The organism is Sphingomonas kyeonggiensis (assembly GCF_014204495.1).
In the GTDB taxonomy this organism is placed as follows: Bacteria; Pseudomonadota; Alphaproteobacteria; order Sphingomonadales; family Sphingomonadaceae; genus Sphingomonas; species Sphingomonas kyeonggiensis_A.
In genome coordinates, this window is record NZ_JACHLN010000004.1 from 47,444 (window position 1) to 61,538 (window position 14,095).

Genomic DNA, 14,095 nt, shown 5'->3' on the forward strand with positions numbered 1-14,095 from the left:
TGTTCGCGTGCACCGATACACGACCGCCCAGATCGACGCCAAGGATCGCCACGAGGTGTGGCTGAGCCATTGGCCGGGCATGACGCCGCTCTATCATACCGAGCCGCTCGAGCAGTTCCGCATCTCCAGCAGCATCGCGCAGCTCGGCGAGATCGCGCTGGTGTTCACCGATATCTCCGCCCAGCGCTGGCGCCGCGACAAGCGGCTGGTCGACATGGGCAACGACTCGATGGCGCTGACCGTCAACCTCGACGGCAAGGCGGCGGGCGTGGTCGGCAAGCAGGCACAGGACTGGGTGCAGATGCCCGGCTCGGCGGTCATCGTCGATCGCCAGCAGACCTCGATCCATGATTCCGCCGGCGGGCGCAGCATCTCGCTCAGCGTGCCGCGCCATCTGGCGATCGAGGCGGGGCTCGATGTCGCCGGCCTGCACGGCACGGTGCTCAATCCCGCCGAGATCGCGATGTTCACCTCGCACGCGATGCAGATACGCGAAGCCCTTCCCCGCTTCAGCGAGGAAGACGCGCCCAGGCTGGGCAAGTCGATGCTCGACGTGCTGGTGCTGGCACTGAAGGGAGCCAGCCGTACCGAGGCGCCGGGCTTCCGCGAGGATCCCGCGACGCTGCTGCTGCGCGCCCGGAGCGAGGTCCAGGCGCATCTCGGCTCGCCCAGCCTCACCGTCAACAATCTCTGCCGCAAGCTGGGCGTGTCGCGCAGCACCCTGCACCGCCTGTTCGAAGCCGGCGGTGGCGTGCAGGCCTATATCCGCGACATGCGGCTGGAGGCCGCGCGCCAGGCGCTGCTCAACCCCGAGAACCCCGAGCGGATCGGTGATCTCGCCGAGCGGCTCGGCTTCAGCGACGCCGCGCATCTGAGCCGGCTGTTCAAGGCGCGCTTCGGCGAAACGCCCAGCGATTGCCGGGCAAGGGCCGCGCTAACCCGTTGATGTCCCAAAGCGGGAGTCGTCCTCCCGTGCGACAATGGTCCAAATCGGTGAGACGGCTGTTCAACAGCAAAACCCCCATCTGGGACTAAGGGATTTCCCTATGTCTGCCGTGCGTTGCGTTGAGTCGAGGCGCACGGTCATTTGATTTCGGGGGCTTTTTCGAATGATCGATCGTGGCAATGGCGCGCGTGCGTCCAAGGCGGTTTCTGTGCGCGTGGGTCGTGAGGCACTGCTGCGCAAGGCGCTGCTCGGCTCGACCGCGCTGATCGGCATCACGCTGGCCACGCCGGCGCTGGCCCAGTCGACCAGCCCCGCCGGCGGCGGCACGATCTCGGGCTCGGGCACCTATACCGACGATACCGCGACCAATGGCGGCGTGATGGTGGACAACACCCAGAACACCGGCATCGCCATGGCCGGTGTCACGATCGACAACACCACCGGCAACCCCAATGGCAGCGCCTACCGGCAGAATGCCGCCAGCGGCCGGAGCGCGGTCCTCTACACCACGGGCGCCAACTCGCTGCGCAGCGACCAGAACGGCGCGGCGCTGTTCATGCAGGCCGGCGGCGGCAACCTGACCTGGGCGCTCGGCCAGACCGACAACAGCTCGACCACCGACCTGACCGCGACCTTCGGCGCCTATCTGGTCGCCACCGGCTTCATCAACGTCGTCGATTTCGGCACGGTCAGCAGCCTGCGCAACGTCACCGGCATCAGCGGCGACACCGGCATCTATGCGACATCCACCACCGCGACGGTGGACCTGTCGCTCAAGGCTCCGACGATCTCGGGCTTCGCCACCGGCATCAACGCGCTGTCCGCCACGGGCGCCAATGTCACCACCACGGGCGGCACGATCACCACGCTTGCCAACGGCACCGGCATCGCCGCTTCGGCCAGCAACGCCATCGCCGCCGTTAACGTCACCTCCGGCTCCGCGATCACCACCAGCGGCACCGGCATCGGCATCAACGTCACGTCGAGCAACACGACCAACAGCGTCACGACCACGGCTGGCGGCACGATCGACGGCGGCAGCGTCGGCATCCAGATGAAGTCGGCGCAGTCCGGGCAGACGAACACGGTGACGGTCGGCGCCGCGATCGGCAATTCGACCCGCCCGAGCGCGGGCGTCCTGTTCAACACCGCCGGCGCGATCGGTGGGCTCAACACTGTCTACGCCAACGCCGACATCCTGGCGGGCAATGGCAGCTACGCGATCGGATCGGGCTGGACCAACACCGACCTGGTGGTGAACGTGGCACCCGGCGTCACCGTATCGAGCCAGGGCAGCAGCGCGATCGGCGCCGGCCATGATGTCACCATCGTCAACAACGGCACGATCAGCGCGACCGCCGCCGGCGGCGTTGGCGTGCGCAATTCGCAGGGGCCCTCGACGGTCACCGTGACCAACAACGGCACGATGACCGCCGGCAGCGTCGTGGTCTGGGGCGCGGCGACGACCAACATCACCAATTCCGGCACGCTCACCGCGACGAACAATTCGGCGATCATCTCGGGCCGCGGCGGCACGATCACCAACAACGCCAGCGGCCACATCACCGGTGGCTCGGCCGCCAATGGCTGGGCGATCCGCTTCGACAGCAGCGCCTTCTCGCCGGGCCAGACGGTCAACAGCGACGGCCAGATCACCGGCGGCGGCGCTGGCGCGATCAGGATCGACGCGACCACCGCCTCGACGCTCAACCTCAACGCCACCTCGCAGACGACCGGCCTGATCGGCGTCTTCGGCAGCGGCGCGACCACCGTCAACCTCGCCGGCGCGCTTGTCGGCGACTATGACGGCAGCGGCTCCACCGGCGCCCAGAACTTCCGGCTAGGCGCGAACGGATCGATGCAGAGCGCGGAATTCGGCTCGGGCAACGACACCTTCACCTGGGCCGGCGGCGCCTTTAGCGGCACGATCGACGGCGGCACCGGCACGGACACCTTCGTGGTGGATGTGGGCTCGTCGACCAACAAGACGCTCGATCTCACCACCGACTTCGCCAACATCACCAATTTCGACGCCTACAGCCTGCTCAGCGGCAACCTGACCCTGACCGGCAGCCGCAACGGCGGCGCGGGCTGGACCGTGGCGGGCGGCAACGCGACGACCTTAATCCTCAACGGTTCGCTGACCAACATCGCGGGCGTCGGCGTCACGCTGACCACCCCCGACCTGATGTTCGTCCAGTCGGGCGCGCAGCTGAGCGCGACCGGCGACGTCATCTATTCGAGCGGCACCGGCAACAACATCCAGAACAGCGGCACGATCACCTCGGGCACCGGCGCCTCCTCGGCTATCGCGATCGGCAGCGGCACGGTCGATAACTATGGCACGATCACCTATGCCGCCGGCGGCTCGATCACGACGCAGGGCAACGGCGTCCTTGCCAGCACCAACCAGCTCTCGCTCGGCAACCACACCGGCGCGAGCCTCTATGGCCGCTGGGACGGCGCCCGCGCCAACAACGGCGCCTATATCGTCAATGACGGCCTGATCCAGGGCGACCGCTTCGCCGGCGTCGAGATCAGCGGCACCAGCGTCGTGCAGAACAACGCCACCGGCCGCATCTATGGCGCGACCGGCGAAGGCTCGGGCCTGCTGATCAACAGCGGCGCGGTGCAGGTCACCAATGCCGGCCAGATCGTCGGCGCGGGCACCGCCGGCATCTATAATGCCGGCAGCGGCCTGCTCAGCCTCAGCAATTCGGGCACGATCGGCACCGGCACGCTCGACGGCTCGAACAACTATGTCCAGGGCGGCACCACCACGGCGATCCGCACCGGCACCGCCAACATCACCAATATGGGCTCGATCCGGGGCGCATCGGGCGGCATCGCTGCCACCGGCGCGCTGACACTCGTCAACATCGGCATGGTCAACGGCGTCGGCACCGGCACGCTGGCCCTCAATGCCGTCGATGTCGGCGGTGTCGCGAGCATCCTCAATGCCGGCACGATCAGCGAAGGGACGAACTTCGCGATCAGCGCCACCGGCGGCGGCACCGTCACCAATGCGGTGGGCGCCTCGCTCGGCGGCGGCAGCGACGCGACCAATGGCTATGCGGTGTTCCTGAACGGCGGCACGACCTTCAACAATTACGGCCAGGCGGGCAGCGGCACCGGCGGCACCGTGCTGACCGGCAGCACCGGCGGCACGATCAATCTGTTCGCCGGCTCGGCCAGCGGCCGGATCACCGGCGGCAGCGGGAACGATACGCTGGCGATCTACACCGGCCAGACCAACGCGAGCGCGGTCACGCAGGGCTATACCAACGCGGTGACCGGCTCGGCCGGCACCGTGACGCTGCAGAACAGCGGCGCGCTGGCGGCGGCGACCTTCGGCACGGTCGATCTTGGCGGCGGCAGCGACACGCTGCAGCTGCGCGGCACCGGCACCGGCGCGTCGCAGGGCAGCTTCTCGCTCGCCACCTCGACCGGCGCCGAGACGATCACCAAGCTCGACAGCGGCACCTGGGTGCTCTCCGGTGCGGCGGCCGTGCCCGGGATCACCGTCAATTCCAATGGCGGCACCCTGCTGTTCCAAGGCACCAGCGGCATCGGCACGATCAATGCGAACGGCGGAATCGTCCTCGCCGACGGCTCCGGCGCGTTCGGCAGCGCGGTCGTCCACCTGCTCACGTCGAACGTCCAGTTCGGCGCCTCGGGCGTCTATGCGAACAACTTCGTGCTCGACGTACCGGCGGTGCTGAACGGCCAGCCGGCCGTGTTCGAGAACCTGTTCGGCGGCAACGCCATCCTGAGCGGCAGCATCACCTCGGGCAGCGGCACCAACGCCGCCGGCCAGGCGATCGGCACCTCGCAGGCAGTGACCTTCGCCGGCATCGGCGGCAGCCTGTTCAACCTCACCGGCACCGGCAACAGCTGGACCGGCATCACGACGATCAACTCGGGCGTGACCGTGCGCGGCTCGACCAGCGCGATCTCGGGCAGCAACATCACCAACAACGGCACGCTCACCTATGCCCAGTCGGGCGCCAGCTCGAGCAGCAAGGTGATCTCGGGCAACGGCGCGCTGCGCGTTGAGAGCGGCCAGGTCACGCTGACCGGATTCAACACCTATACCGGCGGCACCACGGTCGCCGGCGGCACCCTCCAGATCGGCGATGGCGCCGCCAGCGGCCGCATCGCCGGCGCGATCACCGTCGATGCGGGCGGCACCCTGGTGTTCAACCGCACCGACAACTACGACTTCACCAGCGCGATCAGCGGCGCGGGCAACGTCCAGGCGCTCGGCACCGTCTCGCTGAGCGGCGCGATCACCACCACCGGCAACCTCACCGTGGATTCGGCCACGGGCGGCCAGGTCACGCTGACCGGCGCGCGCAGCGGCGCGGCTGTCTCCGCCGTGACGCTGGCGGGCGTGGGCAACGTCCTGCGCGTCGGCCTCTCCGGCTCGGTCGCGGGCGGCCAGTATGTCGGCGTGCGCCTCGGCGGCACCAATGACGGCGTCGACAATTTCGGCGCGATCACCAACACCGGCACCGGCGGCGACAACGGCTATGGCGCCGCGATCGCCGTCGTCGCCACCACCGGCACCAGCACGATCAACAACGGCTCGGCGAGCAACTCGACCGCGTCGATCAGCGGCCAGAATGCCGGCATCAACCATGTCGGCTCGGGCGGCATCGTCGCCACCGGCGCGCTGAACGTGAACAATTACGGCCTGATCGCCGGCAATCTCTACAACGCGATCGAGAACCAGGGCGGATCGGGCAACCTCTCGATCAACAACTATGCCACCGGCCGCATCGTCGGCCAGGGCAATGCCGGCGGCGGCAACGGCATCGGCATGGGCGGCGTGGGCACGCTCGGCCTGGACAATGCCGGCCTGATCGTCGGCCGCTCGAACGGCATCGCGACCGGCGGCTCGGTCGCGATCACCAACCGCGGCACGATCGCCACCGGCACGCTCTCGGGCGGCACCACCGGCACGCTCACCGCCGGCGGCGGTACCGGCATCCAGGCCATGGGCGGCACGATCACCAACCAGGCCGGCGGCGTGATCCAGGGCTCGTTCCTGAACGGCAGCGGCACCGACACCAACGCGATCTCCTCGTTCGCGGCGACCACCGTCAACAATTCCGGCCAGATCCTCGGCGCGTCGCTCGGCTCGACCTCGACCGCACGCGCCAATGGCATCTATATCGCTAGCGGCCTCGGCACGGTGACCAACAATGCCACCGGCCTGATCACCGGCAGCTGGGACGGCGTCTATCTCGCCAGCGGCGGCTCGGTGACCAACACGGGCACGATCTCCGGCTACAGCGTCAACGGCATCGAAGGCGCCGGCACCGTCACCAACAATGCCGGTGGCCGTATCTTCGGCGGCGGCGTGGGCGTGAAGCTGGCCGCAGGCGGCACGGTGAACAACAGCGGCCTGATCGCCGCCGCAACCTATGACTCCCTGGCCAACACCTACACCGCGAGCACCGGCATCGGCGTGTCGCTCACCTCGGGCACGGTGATCAACCAGTATACCGGCACGATCACCGGCGCGACCGGCGTCAGCGCTACCGGCACGCTGAACTTCAACAACAGCGGCGGCACGATCATCGCGTCGACCAATGCCGGCCTGAACGTCGCGGGCACCAGCAACCAGCTCTTCAACTCCGGCACGCTCACCGGCGGCAGCAACGCCACCCAGGGCTATGGCGTCCGCTTCACCAGCACCTCGACCGGCAGCCTCAACAACCAGACCAACGGTCTGCTCAGCGGCGGCACTGGCGGCGTCCTGGTCGGCGCTGCCTCCGGCGTAGGCATCGACAATGGCGGCACCATCGTCGGCCTCGACAGCGGCAGCCGCGGCATCTACTTCTCGGCCGGCAGCGCCATCATCACCAACCAGGCGGACGGCGTGATCGTCGGCCAGGGCTGGGGCATCTCGGTCGCCACCACTGCAAACATCAACAATAGCGGCTTCATCGGCTCGGGCACGCTCTCGGGCGGCACCACCGGCACGTTCACGGTGAACGCCACCGGCAACGGCGTCGTCTTCAACGGCGGCTATTTCAGCAACAACGTCACCGGCACCGTCACCGGCGGCAATTACGGCGTCGCCTCGGGCGGCACCACCGCGGCGAACATCGCCAACGCCGGCACGATCACCGGCGGCACCTATGCGATCTACCTGACCGGCAACAACGCCGACACGGTCAGCCTCTACGCTGGCTCGACCACCAACGGCGCGATTGCGCTCGGCGACGGCGACGACACGCTCAACTGGTATGGCGGCAGCTTCACCAGCATCAATGGCGGGAACGGCAACGACCGGTTCGCCGCAACCGTCTCCGCCCCGGCAACGCTCGACCTCTCCACCCTCACCGGCTTCGAACAGCACAGCCTGAACGGCGGCGACACGCTCACGCTGACCGGCACCCAGGCACCGACCGAAGGCGGCTGGAGCGTGAGCGGCAGCAATCTCGTGCTCGGCGGCACCGCGAAGCTCGAGATGACCGGCACCGGCGTGACGCTCGTCAACGCCGACGCAAGCCTGGCCGTCAACGCCAGCGGCCAGCTGATCGCCCATGACGCCTATGCCGTCGCCTCGTACACCGGCGGCAGCGTAACCAATGCCGGCCTCATCAAGTCGACCGGCAGCGGCTTTGACGGCGTGATCACCAATGGCGGCACCGTCGACAACCAGGCCGGCGGCCGGATCATAGCGGCGGGCAACGGCGTCACGCTGCAGGCCGCGGGCACCACGCTTACCAACGCGGGCGTCATCGCCGGCCAGGCCAATGGCGTGATGGGCAGCGACGACTATCAGACGCTGACCAACACGGGCGTCATCGTCGCGGGCACCGCCAGCGACAACGCCACCGCATATTGGCAGACCAATGCCAACCTCAGCACCGGCGACGGCGTCCGCTTCACCGCGGGCGGCTCGGTCACCAACGTCGGTGGCTATGTCAACGACAACACCACCGGCATCATCGTCGGCGGCGCCAATGGCGTGACCATCTCGGGCGGCGTAGCCACGATCGAGAACTCGGGCACGCTCCAGGGCAATAGCGGCTACGGTATCTCGATCGACACCGCCGGCGGCGTGACCTCGACGATCACCAACCGTAATGGCGGCGCGCTCGTCGGCGGCACCGGCGCGGCCCTGCTTTCGGGCGACGGCACGGTCGAGATGACCAACGAGAACGGCTCGTACATGTACGGCAGCATCGTCTCGACCGGCAACGGCACCCGCAAGATCGACCTGTCGGGCGTGGTCTATGGCGACTATGACGCCTCGTCGGGCGCGGGCGTCGATAATGTCATCTTCCGCAGCGGCGGCAGGATCACCAACGTCAACCTCGGCGACGGCGACGACAGCTTCACCTATTTCGGCGGCACCATCAGTGGCATGGTCGATGGCGGCGCGGGCAATGACTGGCTCTACGCCGACTTCAGCGACGCCGGGGAGAGCGTCTCGGTCAGCCTGGCCAACTTCATCGGCTTCGAGAATCTCGGCCTCGTCTCGGGCGACATGACCCTGACCGGCCCGAGCGCCAATCCGGGCCAGTCGATCAGCGCCGGCATCCGCGGCATGCCCTCGGGCACGATCACCTTCGACGGCACCAGCGACCTGACCGGCGACATCTGGGTCAATGGCGGCACGATCCGCGCCGCCACCGCAGGCGCCTTCGGCACCGGCACGATCCACATGGTCGATCCGACCGCGGTGTTCGGCATGACCGGCACCTATGCCAACAATATCGACCTGGCGGCGGTGGACACGGTCAACGACCCCGCCGTGCTGCGCGCGGACTCCGGCGTCACCGCGACGCTGACCGGCGCGATCACCGAGAGCCTGGCTGGCCAGAACCTGGTCTTCCAGGGCAGCATGGGCTCGGGCTTCATCCTCACCAACGCCGCGAACGACTGGACCGGCACCACCACCATCTCGGCGGGCGCATCGCTCACCGGCACGTCCGACACGATCTCGGGCGGCGATATCGTCAACAACGGCCTGCTCACCTACAACCAGTCGACCAATGGCACGGTCTGGCAGGACATCACCGGCACCGGTAACTTCGTGAAGACCGGCACCGGAGAGCTGACGCTCGCCGGCACCAACAACTGGACCGGCACCACCACCGTCAGCGGCGGCACGCTGATCGGCACCACCGACAGCATCTCGGGCAGCAGCGTCACCATGTCGGGCGGCTCGCTCTACTTCCAGCAGGCGAACAGCGGCACCTTCGCGTCCAACATCTCGGGCAGCGACGGCGGCGTCTTCGTGAAGGGCCTGGCGGCGGGCAACACGCTCACCTTCTCGGGCAACACCAACTATGTCGGCAGCTTCACGGTGGTCGACGGCTCTGCGATCGCCTTCACCGGCTCGGTCAACAGCGGTGCCGGGGTCAGCGTCGCTCTTGCCGGCACCGGCAGCAGCGTGACCAATTCGGGCACGATCACCGGCGTCCGCGCGATCGACGTGATGGCCGCGGGCACCAGCGTGACCAACCTCGCCGGCGGCACGATCGACGGCACATCGAACAACGCTGTGCTGTTCTCGCTGGGCGGCACGCTCAATAATGCCGGCACCATTACCGCCTCGGGCGGCATCGCCACCGTCTACATGGAAGGCGCGACCGGCAGCATCACCAATGCGGCCGGCGGCAGCATCACCAGCACCGCGAGCACCGGCCTCAACATCAACACCGCCAGCTTCACGCTCGACAATGCCGGCACGATCACCGGCGGCACCGGCGGCTATGGCATCGCCGCCACCGGCGCGGCCACGATCACCAACCAGTCGGGTGGCAAGATCGAGGGCGGCCTCGGCGCGCTCTATCTGGACGGCGCCGCGGCGATCACCGTCAATCTCAATGCCGGCTCGACCACGATCGGCACGATCGGTTCGATCGGCACCGGCGATCGCATCGTCAACATCAACGGCACGCTGACCGGCAACTATGTCGGCGGCGACGGCGTCGATGCCCTCACGATCGACACCGGCGCGACCGTCACCGGCACGCTCAGCGGCGGCGCGGGCAACGACACGCTGGCCCTGGTCGGCACCGGCTCGGCGACGCTCGGCGCCGCCACCGGCTTCGAAAGCGCCACCAAGTCGGGCACCGGCACCTGGACGCTGGGCGGCACCAACGACGTCGCCAGCTGGACCGTCACCGGCGGCACGCTGGCCACCGGCGGCGCGATCGACAATGCCGCCCTGGTCAACCTGGCGACCGGCACCACGCTCCAGCTGACCGCCGACGAAGGCATCGGCACGCTCTCGGGCACCGGCACCGTCTCGCTCGGCAACCACACGCTTGGCCTGCTCGCCGGCACCAGCAGCTTCGGCGGCACCCTCACCGGCACCGGCAACCTGCTGATCGACGGCGCGAACCTGACCTTCGGCGGCACCGCCAGCTATACCGGTCTCACCCAGGTCGGCTCGGGCAGCCTCACTCTGGTTACCGGCGCGAGCTTCGATCCGGCCTCGACCCTGCTGGTCAGCGCCGCCGGCACGCTCGACCTGTCCGCGGTCGGCATGACCGTGTCGCAGGCGACGCTGTACGGCACGCTGAACGGCACCGGCACGCTCACCGCCGCCACGATCGCGCTCAACGGCGCGACCGTGAACGGCAACCTGTCGGGCGCGGTGAGCAACACCGGCGGCGTCTCGCTGCTGAACGGCACCACCAGCGGCGGCAATGTCTCGGTCACCGCGGGCACGCTGCGCCTCGGCGCCGCCGACCGCATCGCCGACACCGCCGAGCTCGGCGTGGCCCAGGGTGCGACCTTCGACCTGCAGGGCTATAACGAGACCGTCGCGCTCGCCGGCATCGCCGGCACGCTGGCCGGCACCGGCACCCTCACCGCCAGCCAGTATCAGCTGACCGGCGCGACGGTGAACGCCAATCTCGGCGCCGGCACGCTGGTCAACCTGGCCGACGCCTCGACGCTCAACGGCACGCTGGCCGGCGACGCCGTGGTCAAGGCGGGCACGCTCAGCCTCGGCGCCTCGGATCGCATCGCCAACACCAGCACGGTCTCGGTCGCTTCGGGCGCCGCGCTCAACATCGGCGGCTTCAACGATACGATCGCCACGCTGGAGCTGGCCGGCACGCTGAACGGCAACGGCACCCTCACCGCCAGCCAGTACAAGCTGACCGGTGCGACCGTGAACGCCAATCTCGGCGCCGGCACGCTGGTCAACCTGGCCGATGCCTCGACGCTGAACGGCACGCTGGCCGGCAACGCCGTCGTCCAGGCCGGCACGCTCAGCCTCGGCGCCTCGGATCGCATCGCCAACACCAGCACGGTTTCGGTCGCTTCGCTCGCCGCGCTCAACATCGGCGGCTTCAACGATACGATCGGCACGCTGGAGCTGGCCGGCACGCTGAACGGCACCGGCACGCTCACCGCGACCCAGTACAAGCTCAGCGCCGCAACGGTGAACGCCAACCTCGGCACCGGCACGCTGGTCAACCTGGCCGACACCTCGACGCTGAACGGCACGCTCGCCGGTGATGCGCTGGTCCAGGCCGGCACGCTCAGCCTCGGCGCGGCGAACCGCATCGGCAACACCAGCACAGTCGCGGTCGCGTCGGGCGCCACGTTCAACATCGGCACCTTCAACGACACCATCGGCACGCTGGCGCTGAACGGCACGCTGGCCGGCACCGGCACCCTCACCGCGGCCCAGTACCAGCTGGACAACAACGCCGTTGTGAACGCGAACCTTGGCGCGGGCGCCCTGTTCAACCTCGGCGGCACCTCGGTGCTGAACGGCACCACGGCGAGCAACGTCACGGTCCAGGCCGGCACGCTGCGCCTCGGCGCAGCCAACCGTATCGTTGATACGGCAACGCTCGCGGTGTTCTCCAACGCCGTTTTCGACCTCGGTGCAAACAATGAAACGGTTGCATTGCTGGCACTTGGCGGAACCCTGGCCGGCACCGGCACCCTCACCGCGACCGACTATCAGCTCAGCGCCGCCACGGTGAATGCGAACATCGGCGCCGGAAACGTCTACAACCTTGCCGGTATTTCGACGCTGAACGGAACGGTCGGCGCAGGCACGGTCGTCGTCCAGGGCGGCACCCTGCGCCTCGGCGCAAGCGAACGTGTCGCCAACAATGCCACCCTCGGCGTCTCTTCGGGTGCAGTGTTCGACCTGGCGGGCTATACCGAGACCGTCGGCGGCCTGGCCGGCACCGGCACGCTGGCGCTCGGCGCCGGCAAGCTGGTCCTGTCGAACACCTCCGAGCAGAGCTTCGGCGGCGCGATCACCGGCACCGGCTCGATCGACAAGCAGGGCCTTGGCCGCCTCAATCTGGCGGGCACCTTCGCCACCACCGGTCGCTTCGACGTGACGGCCGGCACCCTCGCCTTCTCGGGCTCCACCCAGGGCGGCATCCGCGTCCAGGGCGGCACGCTGATCGGCTCGGGCACCGTGGCCGGCGCGCTGACGATCGCCTCGGGCACCTTCTCGCCGGGCGGCCTCAACGGCGCGCTGGGCATGGTCAACCCGATCGGCAGCTTCACCGTCGGCAGCCTCGTCGCCAGCGGCGGCAGCCTGCTCTTCGACTTCGGCGGGACGAGCTTCAACTTCGCCTCGGACAGCATCAAGGTGAACGGCACCGCGACGCTCTCGGGCGGCACGGTGGCGGTCAACGCGCTGACGTCGACGGCGAGCGACTATCGCTTCAACCAGCTCTACACGATCGTCCAGGCGAACAGCCTCACCGGCACCTTCGCCAATGGCAGCACCTTCGCCACGGTGGCGAGCAACCCGAACCTGAAGTGGCGCCTGCGCTACGATCTGGTTGCCAACTCGGTCATCCTCCAGGTCCAGAAGAACATGGAGTTCAACGACGGCGTGGCAGCGGGCGACACGAACACGCTGGCGGTGGCCAATGCGCTGAGCAACTCGACCACCGGCAATGCCTCGGACGAGTGGGCGGCGACGCTCAACACGATCACCGCACTCGACACCACGCAGCGGGTCGCGGCGTTCAAGAGCCTCAGCGGCGAGGCAATCGCGGATATCTCGACGGCTACGATCTCGGCGAACAACCTGTTCACCGACCTGCTCCGCCAGCGCGTCGGCGACGGCAGCGATGCCCTGGTCGGCGGCGGCTTCGCAAGCTCGAGCCTGGCCGATGTCCGCACCACCGCCACCTCGGGCAACAGCTTCGCCAGCGCCCTCTCCGGCGCGACCCTGCCGGGCACCGGTGCGGCTGGCGACACCAGCCGCGGCGGCATCTGGGGCCAGGTCTATGGCGGCTACCAGAAGCTGCTTGGCGACAATGTTCATGCCGGAGTGGAGAACACCACGGCGGGCGTCGCCATGGGCGTGGAGACGAAGCTCGACGGCTTCACCTTCGGCGTTGCCGGCGGCGTGGCGCAGATCGACTCCGACATGAACAGCCGGGGCTCGACCGTCAGCGGCAACCAGTATCAGCTGGGCGGCTATGCCAGCTATGATGCCGGCAGCCTGTTCATCGCGGCCTCGGGCAGCTGGTATTCGGGCGACTTCGACAGCCGCCGCACGCTCCGCATCGGCGGCACCAGCCTGGCCACCGGCGACATCAGCTCGAAGGGCTATTCGTTCGGCCTCACCGGCGGCGTCCGCACCGAGCTCGGCAATGGCCTGCGCCTCGCCCTGATCGGCAGTGCGAGCAAGGTCCATGACAAGCGCGACGGCTTCAACGAGAGCGCCGCGGGCGGCCTCGGCCTCCAGGTCGCCTCGGCCAGCCGTGACCTGTTCACGGCCTCGGGCGAGCTCCGCCTCGGCGCCAAGGTCAAGACCGGCGCCGGCGAGGCGATGCCCTGGGTCAGCATGGGCGTGCGCTACAATTCGGGCGATCTCGACACCCTCGGCGCGATGCGCTTCGCGGGTGCTCCGACCGGCACGGGCAGCTTCGGTGTGAGCGGCGTGCGGATGGCACCGGTGCTCGGCACGCTCGGCGTCGGCATCGATGCCCGGGCCAGCAAGAATGTCCGCCTGGGCGTCGCGCTGGAAGGTGCAGCCGGCGAGAACACCCGTGAGGGCCGCGCGTCGGTGCGGGTGAAGATCGGCTTCTAAGGGAGCTTCGGCGCGGCGCGCGGAGGGGTCTGGAATCCCGCTCTTCGCTGCCGTGCCGGCATCCGGCCTCTTTGGGGGGGGCCGTGGGG

General features: G+C 68.7%; 2 protein-coding genes. Both read left to right on the forward strand.

Annotation, left to right across the window (positions count from 1 at the left end; genetic code table 11):
- Window positions 1-7: 7 nt before the first annotated feature.
- Window positions 8-946 (forward strand): helix-turn-helix transcriptional regulator, encoded by a 939-nt coding sequence (locus HNP52_RS23325; RefSeq protein WP_184169418.1) that lies wholly within the window; start codon window positions 8-10, stop codon window positions 944-946.
- A gap of 163 nt (window positions 947-1,109) precedes the next feature.
- Window positions 1,110-14,006, forward strand: a complete 12,897-nt coding sequence (locus HNP52_RS23330; RefSeq protein ID WP_184169420.1) for an autotransporter-associated beta strand repeat-containing protein — start codon at window positions 1,110-1,112, stop codon at window positions 14,004-14,006.
- The last annotated feature ends 89 nt before the right edge of the window (window positions 14,007-14,095 follow it).